We start from the raw sequence: 16,114 nt of genomic DNA, 5'->3' as shown, positions 1-16,114 counted from the left end.
GTAAAGTATACTCGCCGATAATGGATTCCGGGAGGAGATGATGGGGGATAAGAAGAACATATCACGCGTGGAAGAGCTGGAGCGATTGTTGGAAGAACAGCATTTGCTGGCAGATGCCGCTTTTGAAGCGTTAGGGTTATTCGATGAAGACCTCAATTGTCTGGTGGCAAACAAGGCTACGGAAGAGGTGTTCGGCTATACTCAGGAAGAATTGCTGACCATGAATGCCCTTGATGTGCTGGCCGAAGAATCTCACGCCACTGTTATGGAGAATGCCAAGCTCGAAATTAACGACCCCTATGAGGTGATAGGGAAGCGGAAGGGGGGTGCCACCTTCCCCGCTGAAATAAGAAGCGGTTGTGTCATGCTGGGCGGCAAGCCTGTTCGAGCCGGTGCCATCAGAGATATTTCCCGTTCCCGTGCAGCCGAGGACGAACTCAAAGCCGCTCTGAATGAATTGGAGATCATCTTTGCCACCAGCAAGGTGGGCATGCTGTATCTTCAGGGCGGACGAATCCTCAAGCGGTGCAACCAGACCATGGCTGATATTGTTGGCTATGGTTCTCCAGAAGAAATGGATGGGCTCGACATGCGAGAACTCCATCTCAGCGAGGAACGTTATCTCGAGTTTGGTAAAAAACATTTTGCTGCCCTGACCAACGGTGCGCAGCTGAATGTTGAGTACCTTCTTCGTCGCAAGGATGGCTCGCCTGTTTGGTGCTCCCTGTCAGGGCAGGCCGTTGATACGAACCGTCCGGCCAATCTTGATCTGGGCGTGTTGTGGGTGGTCGACGACATCACGGAACGTAAAGCCGCTGAGAATCGACTCAGGAAAATGGCGACCACCGATGATTTGACGGGAGCGCTTAATCGTAAGGAGTTCTTCCGTCAGGTTGCGTTTCTCTCCCAACGTGATCAGCGGTGTCCGGCCGGGCCTGCCGTGCTCATGGTGGATATCGACCATTTTAAGCAGATCAATGACACCTATGGGCACGAAGCCGGAGACATGGTGCTTCAGAATTTTGCCGAAAAGTGCCGTGAACTCTTGCGCGGTGATGACCTTCTGGCACGAATGGGCGGCGAGGAGTTTACCATCTTCCTGCCCGGTGCGGATCTGGGGGGCGCCATGAACGTGGCGGAACGGTTGCGCCACAAGATCGCCAATTCCGAAATCGAGACCCGAAGAGGAGTTGTTCAGTGCTCCATCAGCATCGGTGTCGCTGTAACGTCTTCAGGCTACCTGTCCATTGAGGAGCTCCTCCGCCGGGCGGATGAGAGCCTCTACGAGTCAAAGCGGGAAGGGCGTAACCGGGTCTCCTTCTACGATTAGGGCTTTTACCCCCTAACAGATCATCCACTCTCCCTTGGCGGCGCTTTCACGCAGTACCTCCAATACGTGCATGTTGGCCCATGCGTCGGTCAGCGGCGTGGGGACGGGCGTGTCATCCAGTATAGCCTTGGCGAACAGGTCGCCCTGAACCGTGTACTGGTCGCAGATGCCGAACGTGACGTTGCGCACCCGGTCCTCTTCATCTTCCATATAGTCGCGCTGCACAATGAGTTGCGTGGGGCGATCCGGCGGGGCGTTGAAAGGAATGAGAATTTCAACACGTCCTTTGGTGCCGAGAATGTTGACCCTTTGGTAGGGTGACATCTGAGTGGAGCAGGTGAAGGTTGATATCCTGCCGGAGAAATCCAGCATTCCAGAGAAATGCCTGTCCGTACCGAAATCCGGGTCGACATCTGCCACGCCGCAGACGCGGGTCGGCTCTGCATTGAACAGCAGTCTTGACAAGGAGATGTTGTAGCAGCCGATGTCCATCAGTCCGCCGCCGCCAAGCGCCGATTGGTTGCGAATGTTGTCCGGGTCGGCATTGAAGTAGGAAAAGAAGGATTGAATGGTGATGAGTTCACCTATCTCCCCTTCATCAACCAGTCGTTTGGCCTCGAGCCATTGCGGATGGTGACGGTACATGAAGGCTTCCATGACCTTGAGGTCAGGGTAGCGGCTGGTGGCGTCAATGAGGCGGTTGGCTTCTTCCGTATCCAGTCCGATGGGCTTTTCACACAGGACATGCTTCCCCGCTGCCATGGAGTTGATGGCCCAGTCCACATGCATGTGGTTGGGCAGGGGGATATAGACGGCATCGATGTCCGGATCGGCCAGAAGGGCCTCGTAGCTGCCATAGGCTTTGGGGATGCCGAGGTCGTCGGCAACGGCGCGGGCCGCGTCTTCATTGCGGGAGCAGATGGCGGTCACTTCCGTATATTTGCCCTGCTGCATGGCGGGGATAACCTTGGTGCGGCCAATCTTGGCGGTGCTCAGAATGCCGAATCGAACTTTTTTCATGGCGGGGTCCTTTTTGTGTTTGCGGAAGAATCTACAGCATATTTTGTCGCAATGGCAATAAGGTAGGTACATTTCATTAAATAATATTCCTATTTGACTGTCACAGGTGTCCTTTTTCGGCGTTCATGCAGAATAGGCAAGGGCTGGCGGACAGGGCGTAAACTTGACGGCCAGACCCGCTCGCCAGTATGTTTCGGGTTCACATTTCCATGTGCTGACCGATTGTCAACATTTCACCAGAGAGGAGTCTTCATGTCCGAATTCGCAGGGGTCACTGTGACCAAGAAAGCCAACGTCTATTTTGACGGCAATGTTACCAGCCGTGTTATTACTTTCGCCGATGGTACGGTGAAGACGCTCGGCATCATGCTACCCGGCGAATATGAGTTTGGCACCGACAAGCCCGAGGTCATGGAGATCATGGCTGGCGAGTTGACCGTAAAGTTGCCGGGAAGCGACGAATGGGTTGCCATCAAGGGCGGCGAGTCCTTTGACGTTCCGGGGTCGGCAAAGTTTCAGCTCAAAGTCACTGCAGTGACGGATTACTGCTGTTCGTACGTAGACTAGGGGAGAACGATATGTCCGATGAAGGATTGAGGATCGAGTTTGGCGACAAAGGGCCATACCTGTTTCAGGTGCTGGATACGGAGCCGGAGGCCATGCTGCTTGAGGAGCACGGCATCTGCCTGCTGCAGTTCGGCAAGCTGTATCTTCCGGTAAACCTGTCTGCATGCAATGCCATGTCGAATGGCCTGTCCAATATGAATGGTGCCGAGATGGGGCCTGAGCGCGAGGGCATGATTCCCGTGGAATTCGATCTTGAGGAGTCCACGGAGTTGCCGGTGGTGACCGGTGGAGCGTCGGATGCCTCCCAGTTTGGCGATATGATCTATTATGATGTGCAGTTTGGCGATACCGATGCGCGTCTTTGCTTTTCCGGCAGGACCGCAGCGGCCGTGGTCGATATCCTTTCACAGATCCCAGCCGAATAATCTGACTATGTGATTGAATAGTAATCGCCTGATTTAAAAGATTATCGATAGGTGTCGGATGCGTCCGGCACCTTTTTTTTGCCCTTGGCACATGGGCGGATTCCGTTGTCCCACCTTGACAGAAACGGTTTGGTGTGATTTGTTTCAAATGAGTGTCGCAAACGTTTGCGGTAACGTTTGCGAAAGCCTCCAGATCAGGATGATGACCCCGGTGGAGTGGGGACGTTTTCCAGGAGGTGGACAGCCATTCGTTGCGGGGGAAGCGTAATGAATTTCGACGATCATCCTCACCGGCGGTTCAATCCGTTGTCGGGTGAGTGGGTATTGGTGTCGCCGCACCGGACCAAGCGGCCCTGGCAGGGGCAGCAGGAAGAGCCGGATCGCGCGACGCTGCCCGAATATGATGAGGGGTGCTACCTCTGTCCCGGTAATGAACGGGCAGGCGGTGCCGTGAATCCCCACTATGACGAGACGTTCGTCTTCACCAACGACTTTGCCGCGCTTCTGCCCGAAGGGCCTGATTTCCACGACAATGATCATCACTTGTTACGCGCTGAACCCGAAACCGGGGTCTGCCGCGTCATCTGTTATTCTCCGCGACATGATCTGAACATGGCCCGCCTTGGTGTGGAGCGAGTGAAAAAAGTGGTGGATGTCTGGTGCCGCGAGTTCAAGGAACTCGGCAGTCGTGCCGACATCGGCTACGTCCAGATTTTCGAGAACCGTGGCGCCATCATGGGGTGCTCCAATCCCCATCCCCATGGACAGATATGGGCCACCAGCAATATGCCCATGCTGCCTGCCGCCGAGGACCAGCGTCAATTGGCTCACCTGCAGGAGCGGGATGAATGTCTGCTCTGCTGTTATTTGAAACGGGAACTGGACGGCGGCGAACGACTTGTTCTCGAGAATGACTCTTTTGCCGTGCTCGTACCGTTCTGGGCCACATGGCCGTTCGAGACCATGGTTCTGCCCAAGGCGCACATGGGGTCCATTGTGGAGATGGATGAAAAACAGCGTGGAGATCTGGCCGATGCCCTTGTGCGGCTCGGTAGTCGCTATGACAATCTTTTCCAGACTTCGTTCCCCTATTCCATGGGAATTCATCAGCAGCCTACTGACGGGGGCGAGCATCCTCACTGGCATTGGCACATGCATTTCTATCCGCCTCTCCTCCGTTCCCGCTCCGTGAAAAAATTCATGGTCGGCTTCGAGATGATGGCCATGCCTCAGCGCGACCTGACGCCCGAGGCTGCCGCAGTGCGCCTGCGCGATCTGTCTGAGATTCATTACCTGGAGACCGTATAGATGCTGCGCATCAGCTCCTATATAAATGCTGTCGAGATGGGCAAGCTGGATACAGTCCTTGCCGAACTCTATGGGGAAAAGGATATCCCCTTGCAAAAACAGCGATATCTTTTTTTGCTCCGGCGCATGGAAAAATGGGCCGGGGATGATCTCACCCTGATGGTAAGCGCACCGGGCAGGACCGAGTTGGGCGGTAATCATACCGACCACAACAAGGGCGTGGTGTTGGCTGCCGGCGTGAGCTTTGACTGCTTGGCCGTGGCAATGCCCACTGGTGGCAATGTTGTGCGTGTCCGCTCAGAGGGTTTTCCGGATGTCATTGAAGTTGATCTGACAGAACTGGAACCCCGCGAAGGCGAGGAGGGCACCCCTGCTGCGTTGATTCGTGGGGTGGCCGACGGATTCGTGCAGGCCGGGTATACAATCGAAGGCTTTGACGCATGCATCTCCGGCGAGGTGCCGGTTGGTGCCGGACTCAGTTCCTCGGCAGCCTTTGAAGTGTGTATCGGAAGAATTTTCAACGAGCTGTTCAACGACGGCACAGTCTCCCGAGTGGAGCTGGCTCGCATTGGCCGACGGGCCGAGAATCTACACTTCGGCAAGCCATGCGGGTTCATGGATCAGCTCGCCTGCGCCGTGCAAGGTGTCCTGTCCATCGACTTCAAAGATGAGCAAAATCCGAAAGTCACGGAAGTCGACGTGGATTTCGAGAGCTTCGGGTATCAACTCTGTGTGGTGGACACCGGCGGTGATCACGCTGACCTGACGCCCGAGTATGCAGCCATTCCCGAGGAAATGTGCAGTGCCGCGCGGGTTTTGGGGCAGGAAACGGCGCGCGGATTGACCATGGAGCTGGTGCTTGAAAAGGCCGCCGAGATCAGAAGGCTGGCTGGCGGGCGCGGATTGCTGCGACTTATCCACTTCATTGAGGAGAGCGAGCGGGCACAGTTGCAGGCAGATGTGCTGCGACATGGGGACATCCACAAATTTCTGCGGCTGGTCAATGCCTCCGGCGATTCTTCCTGGAAGCTCCTTCAGAATTGTATTTCTTTGAAACATGCTAACGAGCAGCCCATCACCGTGGCGTTGACTTTGACCGAACGGTTTCTCGAAGGGCGCGGAGCATGGCGTATTCAAGGCGGCGGTTTTGCCGGAACCATTCAGGCTTATGTGCCGTCCGAAATGTTCGAGTCCTACACTGCGTATATGGAAACCGTCTTTGGCTCCGGTTCCGTTGTGCCGCTGCGTATCCGCAAATCCGGCAATGAAGTCATCCTGCCCAAAGGGACGGAGGCGTAACCCATGGCCCAGTTCACCATCAAGGATCTTGCCCGTGAGCTGGGAATATCTCCGTCCACAGTGTCCCGCGCCCTGCGGGATCACCCCGATATCAGCAAAGCGACCAAGAAGCGCGTGACCGAAGCGGCGCGTAAGCACAATTACCAGCCCAATCAGCTGGCGCAGTCACTCCAGAAAAAACGCTCCAACACCATCGGCGTCATCGTGCCGGAGATTCGTCACGACTTTTTCTCCACCTGCATCAGCGGTATCGAAGAAGTGGCCTATGAAAACGGCTACATCATCATGGTTTGTCAGTCCGATGAAAAATTGGAGCGGGAGGTCATCAACACGCAGGCGCTGGTGGCCAACCGGGTGGCCGGAGTGCTCATTGCCATTTCTTCTGAAACCACCAAGTACGACCATCTTCAGGGGTTGCTTGATCAGAACGTGCCACTGGTTCAGTTCGACCGCGTGGTGGAAGAACTTTCCACCAGCAAGGTGGTGGTGGATGATTACGCCGCTGCTTACAATGCGGTCTCCCATCTGGCCGAGTCGGGCTACAAGCACATTGGTCACATGGCCGGACAGGAAGGCATTGCCCTGAACTTCCGCCGTTACGAGGGGTATCGCGACGCCTTGCGGGATCATGGCCTTCCCTACAAAGAAAAATTTCACCTGCATGGTGGGTATCGTGAGGATGACGGCCGCAAGGGTGCGGCGCGTTATCTTGCCATGGATGAGATGCCCGATGCCATCCTGGCCATCAATGATCCTGTGGCCGTGGGGCTGTATGCGGCCTTCAAGGATGCGGGGTTGCGCATCCCGGACGATGTGGCGCTGGTCGGGTTTTCCGATAATCCCGTATCCGCACTTATCGATCCCGCACTGACCACGGTGCGTCAGCCGGCCTTTGAGATGGGACGCACAGCAGCGACGCTTTTAATGAAGCAATTCCGTTCAGAAGATGATACATTCACTCCCGAAACTGTAATTCTCGAAACCGAGTTGCAGATTCGTGGCTCTTCCAGGCGAGGGGGGAAGTGATGGAAATCATGAGGAAACCTTGGGGAGAACTGCCCACTGGCGAATCCGTGGAGCTTTTTACCCTGACCAACAAGCGCGGCATGAACGCCACGGTGACCAATTACGGGGCAACCCTCGTTGGGCTTACCGCGCCGGATCAGAACGGTGCCATGACCGACGTGGTGCTTGGTTACGATACCGTGCAGGAATACGTGCAGGGGCGCGGGTATTTCGGGGCCACTGTCGGGCGGGTCGCCAATCGTCTCAGGTCCGGTTTCCAGCTTGGCAACGATGTGTGCGAGCCGAAAAAAAACAAACCTAAATTTCAATTGCACGGTGGCGAGAATGGATTCCACTCCAAACTGTGGGCGCCTGAGATCGTAGAGGACATCGACGGTCCCAAGTTGGTGCTGACCTATCGCAGCGAGGATGGAGAAGAAGGGTATCCCGGCAACCTCGAAGTGACCGCGACCTTTGTGTTGCGTGAGGCCGGTTTGCGCATCGAATATCGCGCCACCACGGACAAGACCACAGTGGTCTCCATGACCAACCACGCCTATTTCAACCTGAGCGGCTCCTTTACCGAAGATGTATTGGGTCATGTGGTGACCCTCAACGCGGGACAGTATCTGGTCACGGATGACGACCAAGTTCCCACGGGCGCGTTGGCAGATGTATCTGATTCTCCCCTCGATTTTACTCGGCCCAAGGCAATCGGGTTGCATATCGATGCGGAAGATGAGGCCATCGCCATCGGTCAGGGCTTTGATCACTACTTCGTAATTGATGGCGACGCGCATGAGTTAACGCCTGCTGCGCAGATTTTTCATGGCCGGACCGGACGGGTGCTGGAGGTATGCACCACCGAGCCCGGCTTTCAGTTTTATACCGGCAATCACATGGCGGACCGCACCAACGGAAAGTTGGGAGCGATGTACGGATTCCGTGGTGGGTTTTGCGTCGAGCCGCATGGCTACGTTGATGCCCCTAACAATCCGGGATTCCCGTCCATAGTGCTGGAGCCGGGCGAGACATACGAACACATAACCGAGTACCGCCTCTCCTCCATGTAGGCGGGAACCAGGCTTTCAAGGGTAGACAATGGCAAATGTCGAATTGAAACAGGTCGTCAAAAGGTACGGCAGCGTGGAAGTGGTCCACGGCATCGATCTTGAGATCAAGGACAATGAATTTATCGTGCTGGTCGGCCCATCCGGCTGTGGCAAGTCCACGGTCTTGCGCATGGTCGCGGGGCTGGAAGAGATCAGCGGCGGTGAAATCCTTATCGACGACCGGGTGGTGAATCAGGAATCGCCCAAGGATCGTAACGTGGCCATGGTTTTTCAGAACTACGCCCTCTATCCGCACATGACTGTGCGCGAAAATATGGGCTTCTCCCTCAAGATGCGCGGGCATGACAAGGCTGACATCATCGCCAAGGTAGATGACGCCGCTCGTATTCTGGAGCTGGGGCCATATCTGGATCGCAAGCCGTCCGAGCTTTCCGGCGGTCAGCGCCAGCGCGTGGCCATGGGCCGCGCCATGGTGCGCAAGCCGGACGTCTTCCTGTTCGACGAACCTCTTTCCAATCTGGATGCCCAACTGCGCACCCAGATGCGCATGGAGTTGCGTAAGATGCATCTGCGTCTGGCGACTACTACTATTTATGTAACCCACGACCAGATCGAAGCCATGACGCTGGCCGACCGTATCGTCATCCTCAAGGATGGCTATATTCAGCAGGTCGGTTCGCCCATCGAGGTGTTCGAGAAACCGAACAATGTTTTCGTGGCTCAGTTCATTGGTAATCCGCCCATGAATATCCTTGAAGGCAAGGTGAAAATCGAGGGCGGCAACCGCTCCGTGGTCGTCGGCAAGTCCGTCTTCCCCATAGTGGATGGCAAGGCCGAAGGGGTTACCGATGGCCAGCCGGTGTTGGCGGGTATCCGTCCCGACTCCATCAAGATGGGCGACAATATCGAGAAGTTGCCCAAGGAATGGTGGTGTAAGGGCGAAGTCGTCGTGTCCGAAATTTTGGGTGGCCAGTCCCATCTGGAAATTGTGGTTGATGGCGAGAACGAGTTGATCGCCGAAGTGGCAGGCCGCATCGTGGCCCATCCCGGCGAGATCGTGCCCATCGGCTTTGAATTTGATCGCATGGTTCTTTTTGATCCGGAGACAACCAACGCGCTTCCGTAGTTGCGGTGTAGGAAGTGGTTGTTTTGATACGTACTTTGTTGTTGGAGGAATATTTGCAAACCCTAGGAGGAAACATGAAAAAGGCTTTTGCAAAAATTTGCATCGTCATGGTCGCAGCTCTGCTGCTGTCTGCTCCGCAGATAGCTCAGGCAAAACAGTTGACCGGCGAACTGGAAATCTTTTCCTGGTGGGCAGGTGACGAAGGTCCGGCTTTGGAAGCCCTGATCGATCTGTACAAAAAACAGAATCCCGAGGTGAAGGTGATCAATGCCACCGTCACCGGCGGTTCCGGCGTTAACGCCCGTGCCGTTCTCAAGACCCGTATGCTTGGTGGTGAGCCGCCGGATTCTTTCCAGGTTCACGCTGGTCAGGAACTGATCGGTACCTGGGTCAAGTCCGACCGCATGGAAGACCTGACTCCGCTGTTCAAAGAGCAGGGTTGGATGGACGTTTTCCCCGAAGGTCTGGTCAAGCTGATCGGTACTGACAAGGGTATCTGGTCCGTTCCCGTGAATATCCATCGCTCCAATGTGATGTGGTATTCTCCTGCCAACATGAAGAAGTGGGGTATTGAAGCTCCCAAGACCTGGGACGAATTCTTCAAGATCGCTCCCCAGTTGAAGGCCAAGGGCGTGACCCCGCTGGCTCTCGCTCAGAACTGGACCGCCAACCACCTGTGGGAATCCGTTGCTCTGGCCTCTCTTGGCCCGGACAACTGGGATGCCCTGTGGGCCGGCAAGCTGAAGTTCGATTCCCCTGAAGTCGTCAAGGCATGGGAACTCTTCGGCAAGGTTCTGGAATACACCAACGCCGACGCTGCTTCACTTTCCTGGCAGCAGGCAACCGACATGGTGCTGGACGGCCGCGCTGCCTTCAACATCATGGGTGACTGGGCCGCCGGTTACATGGTGACCACCAAGAAGCTGGTGCCCGGCAAGGGCTTCGGCTACATGGCTTCCCCGGATACCACCGGCGAATTCATGTTCCTGGCTGACTCTTTCGGTCTGCCTAAGGGCGCTCCGCACCGCGACAACGCCATCGCATGGCTCAAGGTGCTCGGCTCCCGCGAAGGCTCTGATGCCTTCAACCCGCTGAAGGGTTCCATCTCCGCTCGTAAGGACTCCGACCTGAGCAAGTACAACGACTACCTCAAGTCCGCTGCCAAGGATTTCGGCAAGGACCGCGTAGTTGGTTCTCTGGCTCACGGAGTTGCCGCCAACGAGACCTTCATGTCCGGTTTCGCTTCCGTGATGGAGATGTTCCTGAAGTCCAAGAACCCCAAGGCTGCCTCCATGGCTTGCGCTCAGCTCGCCAAAAAAGCAGGCATCTAGTTAACTGAAAACGTGTTGTGCGCCGGACATGGTTCGGCGCACAACATTGAACACAAAAGGGAGGCTGTTCAAAAAGTGACAGCTGCTAGGCGGCAGTTGCAAAGGGACCGGAGGCGTAGCAACGCTACGGTGAGGATCACTTTGCAACTGACAACGACGCAGATGGTGCTTTTTCAACAGCCGTGGGAAAAAGTATGCGGGAAGCATCACTCGACAGACTTAAAGCGTTCCTTACGCTGTTGCCATCCATGATCCTGATAGGCATCTTCGTCTACGGATTCATCGGCAACACGATCTGGACGTCCATGACCGACTGGGGCGGCACCGGGGCTTTGGCCGTGGAGCCGGAAAAGAATTTTATCGGCCTGCAGAATTACGTGGATCTGTTCACGGGATTCTTAGGCGGCGGCTTTCGTCAGGATCTGGTGAACGCCGTGTATTACTCGGTCATGCTTTTGGCCGGAGCCATCGGACTGGGCATGTTTATCGCCATCCTGCTGGATCAGAAACCCAAGGGCGAAGACTTTTTGCGCACTGTGTTCCTGTATCCCATGTCCCTGTCCTTCATCGTTTCCGGTACCATCTGGCGCTGGTTGTTGGCTCCGCAGGGCGGCGTGAACGTACTGCCGACCTATCTGGGCATGGAACCGTTGAACTTCGAGTGGCTGTCGAGTACGGCCGCGATCCTCGAGTTCAACTGGCAGAACCTGTTTGCCATCATGTTGTATGTAGTGGCGTTCATCCTGATCATGACCGGCCTGTTCGTGCTGAAAGGCGACCCGCAGCGTGCCATGAAACGGTGGCTCGGCCCCGGTGTTGTCATCGGCGCAGCTACATGGATGTTTGGCGGCCTGCTGCCGGAAGCCCTGTTCATGGAAGAAACCCACGGTTTCAACATGGCTACACTGGGCATCATCATGGCTACGATCTGGCAGTATTCAGGCTACACCATGGCGCTGTATCTCGCCGGATTCAACGGTATCTCGCAGGATCTGCGTGATGCGGCCATGCTCGATGGCGCGAGCGAAGTGGGCTACTATCGCCATGTGGCTATCCCCATGCTCAAGCCCATCACCATCAGTGCGGTCATCATTCTGTCTCACATTTCACTGAAGATGTTTGACCTCATCTTCGCCATGACCGGCCCGGACAATGCCGAGACCGGCCACCCGGCTCTGAACATGTACCTGACCACCTTCCGTGCCAACGATTTTGCCGTGGGCGCGGCCATTGCCATCGTACTGTTCCTGGTGGCGGCCACGTTCATCGTGCCGTATCTGGTCAGTCAGTATCGCCAGCGGAGGAGAGGATAAGCCATGAAGCGTTCCATTACTTTGGGCTCTGTCCTGCTCTATTCGACCCTCGCGGTGCTGGCCCTGTTCTTTCTGATGCCTGCCTACATGGCTGCGGTCACTGCGCTGAAAATGCCGGGCGACATCAGTCTGCCGACTGCATGGGAACTCCCGGTCACTTTCAACTGGGCAAGCTTCTCCCAAGCCATTGATCTGCTCAAGCCGAACTTCGTCAATTCACTGATCCTGACCCTGTGCGCCACCGCCGGTTCCACCGTGCTCGGTTCGCTCAACGGATATGTCTTCTCCAAGTGGAAGTTCTACGGCAGTGAAGTCGTGTTTACCCTGTTCCTGTTCGGTATGTTCATCCCGTATCAGGTCATCCTGATCCCGCTGTTCCAGACCTTGCGCGCTATGGACCTGTACGGCGGTCTGCCGGGGCTGATTCTGGCCCACGTTGTCTATGGCTTACCGATCACTTCACTGATCTTCCGTAACTTCTATTCCCAGATTCCCACGGCTCTCATTGAGTCTGCCCGGCTGGACGGCGCTGGATTCTTTTCCATTTACCTGCGCATCGTGTTCCCCCTGTCCATTCCCGGGTTCGTGGTCACGTCCTTGTGGCAGTTCACCCAGATCTGGAACGAGTTCCTCTGGGGTATCTGCCTTACCCGTCACGCCGATAATCCGATCACCGTCGGCCTTGCCCAATTGGCAGGTGGACAGGCGGTCAGCTGGAACCTCCCCATGGCAGGTTCCATCATGGCAGCCGTGCCGGTGCTGGCGATCTATATCTTCCTCGGCAGATACTTTATTCGCGGGCTGCTGGCCGGTTCAGTCAAGGAATAGCGCGCTACATATCGAGACAAAAAAAGGCCACTCCATTTGGAGTGGCCTTTTTTGTCTTGTCTGTATCAATCATGCCCTGTGTACTTGTGGGCGATGCGTTTGATAGTCCCATCGTCCAGCATGTCTTGTATGACCGTCTCGATTTCCTTCATCCTGTACTTGAACCTTGATTTCTTGGACATGCCGAAGAAAAGGTCGACCTTCTTGTTGGGTCTGTAGGATGTCTTGATGATTTTCTTATGCAGTTCGAGTCGCTTTATATCATAGTCTACCTGACAATCAGTCCCGATGATCACATCCCATCTTCCCTCGATCAGCATGTTGAGCAGCAGGGCTTCATTGGTGGCTGGAATCTTGTCCAGCTTGGTGTCTGAATCGAAAGGCTCGAAGTAAGCGGACCCCCGTGTGTAGCCGATGGATACGTTTCGCAGGTCATCGTAATGCTTGATGGGCCGCCCCTCGCGTTCTTTTCGTTCGTAGAATGCAGGTGCACATTGGTAGTAGAAAATAGAGGTATAATCGATGTACTTTTCGCGTTCAGATGTCCTTGCCAAACCGGTCATCATGTCAGCCTGCCCACTCTCCATATCCAGCAGGCACCTGGCCCATGGTGCGATCCGAATTTCAAAATGTACACCCATGCGCTTACCGATCTCTTCCAAGAGGTCGACGTCGATGCCGATGACACCTTCCTCAGTCTTGATACGAAACGGGGGCCAGTAGTCGGTAACCACAACCAGCGTGTCGTTGGCGAAGACAGGTGAGGACGTCATCAACAATAGTGCGATGGAGAAAAACCAGGAAAGCGCTCTCATTGATACCTCTTATGAAAAGCCTACATAGACCTTCCACTGTGAGGAATTATAAATACCTCCCGAAGAGGGCGGTGCAGAGAGCGTGAGTGTTTATGGAAAGGGTTAGTTCTGGTCCACGTAGTAGGTGATCTTGGTTCGTGGCGACAGGTAATCCAGTACCTCTTGCGGAAGGTGGGCGAGTCGGATGGACTTTTCCACGCGCAGGTCGGATTCATCGGCGAGGTCCACGATCAGAGCTTCCTTCTTGGGCACTTCTTCGTCGTACAGCACCACGCTCGGATTGAGCTGGTTCCGCGGATTTACGGACATGACCATACCCACGGCGCCGTTGGAGAGCTCGACCACGGTGCCGGGCGGATAGACACCGAGGCAGCGAATGAACAGGGCCAGTACTTCCACATCGAAGAGAGCCTTCTGCTGACCGAACATGAAGGAAAGGGCCAGATACGGAGTCAGGGACTCGTCCGCATCTGCGGCGTTGGTGTGGTTGTCATAGGCATCTGCGATGGCCACGATACGAGCCATGGCGTCGATGTCCCCGCTGCAAAGTCCTTGCGGATAGCCTGAACCATCCATGCGCTCATGGTGGTGGGCCACAATGCGAGCCACTCCCTTGGGGAAGAGGTCGATTTCAGACAACAGGGCGGCACCGAATTCAGAATGTTGTTCGATGATTTCCTGTTCCGGCTTTGTCAAAGCTCCGCGCTTCTTGAGCAGCTTCTTGGGGATGCGGGACTTGCCTATGTCGTGAAAGAGGGCGCCTAAACCAAGAGCTGTCATCTGCTCTTCATCATACCCCGCTTCCTTGCCCACCATCATGGCGAGAACCGCCACGTTCATGGGGTGGGAGTATGCAGATTCGGCCTGATCCACCACGTTCATCAGGTGCAGTGTGGATTCTCTGTCCTCAAGGAAATACTTGGACAGCCGCTTCACGAAGGCGATGGCGTCTTCCAGCGAATGGAGATTGCCGCCGAGTACGCCCTTGAGAATGTTGTCGAAGGTACGGATACAGGTGGTAAACCGCTCTTCACATTCTGCAATGCGCTGCTTCTTTTCACGCAAACGCCGGGTGCGTTCCTTCTTAATTTCCCAAAGGTGGTCAATAACATCCTGTGAGAGCGCTTTTTCCGGTGTTGCCTGTTTGGCTTTGGTCTCGGTAGGGCGCAGGGGCAGAACATCACTTTTTTCTGGGATGCAGGAGACTTCAGTGACGCCTAGCTTCTTAAGCAGGGCGATCTGTTCCTCATCCTTGATCTTGAAATGATTGAACAGAAAAGGGTGATCGAACCAACTGGTTCGTTTCAGTCGGATGAATACTCCTGGACGGAGTTGATCCACCGACACGCGAAATTCCGGCATGCTTTTGTTGACCATAGAAATGAATATTTATCGTATCGGATTAAAAGGCACAACACCTTAGAGGAGTATCTCGTGATATAAATTAAGGAATGAGCTTTACGAGGGGCCGTCGTAGGCCGGTTTGAGGTGAAGGCGTTGAGCTTTTGTTGTTATACATGTTGCGAGTTAGGTTCAAAGTTAAATGATGAAAAGGTCGCTTGTACAAAAAATGAAAATTAAGTATTATATAAAATTTTCCTGATTATGTAATGGTTTTGAGCCGAAAATGCTGGAAAGTTGGCAGGGAGGAAGAGTTGAGAGCCATTGCCAAGAGAGATTAAATGGTTTACCGCTGTGTCTCTGGCGGTGATTGCAACTGTGGCAATGTGAAAAATCAAGGGCTTTTACACATGGGAAAGAACTCCGGTTCCAACAAAGTTTTGAAAGCTTCGTTGCTTTCAATAATCTTTTTTACTCTTGCGGGAGTGCTTGTCTTCAAGACAGGGTTGATCAAGTCCAGTGCAGCGGACAGTGATGGTCTTTCTGGTCTTGTGGCCGTGAAAGGTACGGTCGATGTGGCCGAACTTGATCTGACGGGCAACGAGGTCAAGAGGATCAACCGAGCTGTCAATGATCACAAGAGTATGTTTACTCAGGTCGACATCTTCCTGGATGCAAAGGAAGGTAGTAACCCCGGTAACTCCAAGACCATGTTGGTTATGGCCATGGTGCTCGAGACCAACGGTGACTGCGAAGTGCGCTCCTGGAGTCGTAAAATCTCTCGAAAAGAGCTGGTCCCGCAAATGATCCTTTACATGAAAAAAGCGGCGGAAGAGTATTCACAATTCAAAAAATTTCCGGATGTTAAGCAGAACTTCAAGTGCTTGTACATCTAGTTTACAGTCGTAAGTAAAGGCCCCGGACATCAGTCCGGGGCCTTTTTTCATGTCTTACGAATGGTTGTGTTTGAGGTATGGGGAGTGGCCGGGAAATTCTCCCGATCTGTGTGGTCAGAATTTGGGAAAAAACACCATTTTGATCTAACGGTATTGCATGGATGAAAGGGCCGGTCCATAGTGGAATCGGAGTTGTCACCGCCGAGAATTGATTCGGTGGTAAAAAGGAATAAGATCATGGCCATGAAGCGTAGTTCAAATATGAAGCCCAGCATATTGCTGATTTCCGTGCTGCTGTTGGCAGTGGGGGCGATTGCTGCGTTTCAGACTGGACTAGTCGATCGTGCTTTTGCCACAAAGGCTCCTTCGTACAGTCGAGAACTGTTGGATATGGTCAAGATGAGCGGCTCTGTGAAAGTGTCGGACCTTGGTTTGTC

The 16,114-nt window shown here is 54.5% G+C and carries 16 protein-coding genes (1 of these 16 running past the window's edge); 13 read left to right on the top strand and 3 right to left on the bottom strand.

Annotated elements, in window-relative coordinates; all coding sequences use genetic code 11:
• Positions 1 to 40: 40 nt before the first annotated feature.
• Positions 41 to 1,330: a sensor domain-containing diguanylate cyclase gene (locus HFN16_RS02645; protein ID WP_168889219.1), complete on the top strand. Its 1,290-nt coding sequence runs from the start codon at positions 41 to 43 to the stop codon at positions 1,328 to 1,330.
• A 12-nt stretch (positions 1,331 to 1,342) separates the two neighbouring features.
• On the opposite strand, the gene HFN16_RS02640 is transcribed toward HFN16_RS02645, so the two are convergent.
• A complete protein-coding gene (locus HFN16_RS02640; RefSeq protein WP_168889218.1) occupies positions 1,343 to 2,350 on the bottom strand; it encodes a Gfo/Idh/MocA family oxidoreductase in 1,008 nt (335 codons plus the stop codon).
• Positions 2,351 to 2,602: 252 nt separating this feature from the next.
• Here HFN16_RS02640 and HFN16_RS02635 point away from each other — a divergent pair, with 252 nt between their 5' ends.
• From HFN16_RS02635 to HFN16_RS02590, 10 genes are all read left to right on the top strand, one after another.
• On the top strand, positions 2,603 to 2,917 hold the full coding sequence (locus HFN16_RS02635; RefSeq protein ID WP_168889217.1) for a pyrimidine/purine nucleoside phosphorylase: 315 nt from the start codon (positions 2,603 to 2,605) through the stop codon (positions 2,915 to 2,917).
• A gap of 11 nt (positions 2,918 to 2,928) precedes the next feature.
• Entirely contained in the window at positions 2,929 to 3,342 is a 414-nt protein-coding gene (locus HFN16_RS02630; RefSeq protein WP_168889216.1) for a hypothetical protein, read from the top strand.
• Between the two features lie 267 nt (positions 3,343 to 3,609).
• The gene (locus HFN16_RS02625; protein WP_168889215.1) at positions 3,610 to 4,650 is read left to right on the top strand and encodes a UDP-glucose--hexose-1-phosphate uridylyltransferase; all 1,041 of its coding nucleotides are present in this window, start codon (positions 3,610 to 3,612) and stop codon (positions 4,648 to 4,650) included.
• Positions 4,651 to 5,949 (top strand): galactokinase family protein, encoded by a 1,299-nt coding sequence (locus tag HFN16_RS02620; protein WP_168889214.1) that lies wholly within the window; start codon positions 4,651 to 4,653, stop codon positions 5,947 to 5,949.
• A 3-nt stretch (positions 5,950 to 5,952) separates the two neighbouring features.
• Entirely contained in the window at positions 5,953 to 6,975 is a 1,023-nt protein-coding gene (locus HFN16_RS02615) for a LacI family DNA-binding transcriptional regulator (RefSeq protein ID WP_168889213.1), read from the top strand.
• On the top strand, positions 6,975 to 8,027 hold the full coding sequence (locus tag HFN16_RS02610) for an aldose epimerase family protein (protein WP_168889212.1): 1,053 nt from the start codon (positions 6,975 to 6,977) through the stop codon (positions 8,025 to 8,027). The genes HFN16_RS02615 and HFN16_RS02610 overlap by 1 nt, the downstream gene beginning before the upstream one ends.
• A gap of 28 nt (positions 8,028 to 8,055) precedes the next feature.
• Positions 8,056 to 9,153 carry a sn-glycerol-3-phosphate ABC transporter ATP-binding protein UgpC gene (gene ugpC, locus HFN16_RS02605; RefSeq protein WP_168889211.1) on the top strand — a complete coding sequence of 366 codons (1,098 nt, stop codon included), beginning with the start codon at positions 8,056 to 8,058 and terminating at the stop codon, positions 9,151 to 9,153.
• Positions 9,154 to 9,227: 74 nt separating this feature from the next.
• A complete protein-coding gene (locus HFN16_RS02600) occupies positions 9,228 to 10,484 on the top strand; it encodes an ABC transporter substrate-binding protein (RefSeq protein ID WP_168889210.1) in 1,257 nt (418 codons plus the stop codon).
• Positions 10,485 to 10,678: 194 nt separating this feature from the next.
• A complete protein-coding gene (locus tag HFN16_RS02595; protein ID WP_168889209.1) occupies positions 10,679 to 11,797 on the top strand; it encodes a sugar ABC transporter permease in 1,119 nt (372 codons plus the stop codon).
• Positions 11,798 to 11,800: 3 nt separating this feature from the next.
• Complete coding sequence (locus HFN16_RS02590; RefSeq protein ID WP_168889208.1) at positions 11,801 to 12,625, top strand: carbohydrate ABC transporter permease; 825 nt, start codon at positions 11,801 to 11,803, stop codon at positions 12,623 to 12,625.
• A 65-nt stretch (positions 12,626 to 12,690) separates the two neighbouring features.
• Here HFN16_RS02590 and HFN16_RS02585 read toward each other — a convergent pair whose 3' ends face one another.
• Positions 12,691 to 13,440 carry a transporter substrate-binding domain-containing protein gene (locus HFN16_RS02585; RefSeq protein WP_168889207.1) on the bottom strand — a complete coding sequence of 250 codons (750 nt, stop codon included), beginning with the start codon at positions 13,438 to 13,440 and terminating at the stop codon, positions 12,691 to 12,693.
• Between the two features lie 102 nt (positions 13,441 to 13,542).
• The gene (locus tag HFN16_RS02580; protein WP_247648419.1) at positions 13,543 to 14,817 is read right to left on the bottom strand and encodes an HD-GYP domain-containing protein; all 1,275 of its coding nucleotides are present in this window, start codon (positions 14,815 to 14,817) and stop codon (positions 13,543 to 13,545) included.
• A 374-nt stretch (positions 14,818 to 15,191) separates the two neighbouring features.
• Between HFN16_RS02580 and HFN16_RS02575 the strand changes: the two genes are divergently transcribed.
• Both HFN16_RS02575 and HFN16_RS02570 read left to right on the top strand, forming a co-directional pair.
• Positions 15,192 to 15,677, top strand: a complete 486-nt coding sequence (locus HFN16_RS02575; protein WP_168889206.1) for a hypothetical protein — start codon at positions 15,192 to 15,194, stop codon at positions 15,675 to 15,677.
• 237 nt (positions 15,678 to 15,914) lie between these two features.
• Positions 15,915 to 16,114 carry the beginning of a hypothetical protein gene (locus HFN16_RS02570; protein ID WP_168889205.1) on the top strand. Its footprint extends 307 nt past the window's final position, so only the first 200 of its 507 coding nucleotides appear in the window; it begins with the start codon at positions 15,915 to 15,917; its stop codon lies beyond the right edge, outside the window.

The organism is Pseudodesulfovibrio sp. zrk46 (genome assembly GCF_012516435.1).
GTDB lineage: Bacteria > Desulfobacterota > Desulfovibrionia > Desulfovibrionales > Desulfovibrionaceae > Pseudodesulfovibrio.
Note: the sequence above shows the minus strand (reverse complement) of the source record. Positions and strands in the feature narration are given on the sequence as shown.

Excerpts from the sequence above, each read along its gene's own strand:
- HFN16_RS02590 (WP_168889208.1), top strand. The coding sequence starts at position 11,801 with ATGAAGCGTTCCATTACTTTGGGCTCTGTCCTGCTCTATTCGACCCTC.
- ugpC (WP_168889211.1), top strand. The coding sequence starts at position 8,056 with ATGGCAAATGTCGAATTGAAACAGGTCGTCAAAAGGTACGGCAGCGTG.
- HFN16_RS02625 (WP_168889215.1), top strand. The coding sequence starts at position 3,610 with ATGAATTTCGACGATCATCCTCACCGGCGGTTCAATCCGTTGTCGGGT.
- HFN16_RS02575 (WP_168889206.1), top strand. The coding sequence starts at position 15,192 with ATGGGAAAGAACTCCGGTTCCAACAAAGTTTTGAAAGCTTCGTTGCTT.
- HFN16_RS02630 (WP_168889216.1), top strand. The coding sequence starts at position 2,929 with ATGTCCGATGAAGGATTGAGGATCGAGTTTGGCGACAAAGGGCCATAC.
- HFN16_RS02600 (WP_168889210.1), top strand. The coding sequence starts at position 9,228 with ATGAAAAAGGCTTTTGCAAAAATTTGCATCGTCATGGTCGCAGCTCTG.
- HFN16_RS02645 (WP_168889219.1), top strand. The coding sequence starts at position 41 with ATGGGGGATAAGAAGAACATATCACGCGTGGAAGAGCTGGAGCGATTG.
- HFN16_RS02610 (WP_168889212.1), top strand. The coding sequence starts at position 6,975 with ATGGAAATCATGAGGAAACCTTGGGGAGAACTGCCCACTGGCGAATCC.
- HFN16_RS02640 (WP_168889218.1), bottom strand. The coding sequence starts at position 2,350 with ATGAAAAAAGTTCGATTCGGCATTCTGAGCACCGCCAAGATTGGCCGC.
- HFN16_RS02635 (WP_168889217.1), top strand. The coding sequence starts at position 2,603 with ATGTCCGAATTCGCAGGGGTCACTGTGACCAAGAAAGCCAACGTCTAT.
- HFN16_RS02585 (WP_168889207.1), bottom strand. The coding sequence starts at position 13,440 with ATGAGAGCGCTTTCCTGGTTTTTCTCCATCGCACTATTGTTGATGACG.
- HFN16_RS02615 (WP_168889213.1), top strand. The coding sequence starts at position 5,953 with ATGGCCCAGTTCACCATCAAGGATCTTGCCCGTGAGCTGGGAATATCT.
- HFN16_RS02595 (WP_168889209.1), top strand. The coding sequence starts at position 10,679 with ATGCGGGAAGCATCACTCGACAGACTTAAAGCGTTCCTTACGCTGTTG.
- HFN16_RS02620 (WP_168889214.1), top strand. The coding sequence starts at position 4,651 with ATGCTGCGCATCAGCTCCTATATAAATGCTGTCGAGATGGGCAAGCTG.
- HFN16_RS02580 (WP_247648419.1), bottom strand. The coding sequence starts at position 14,817 with ATGGTCAACAAAAGCATGCCGGAATTTCGCGTGTCGGTGGATCAACTC.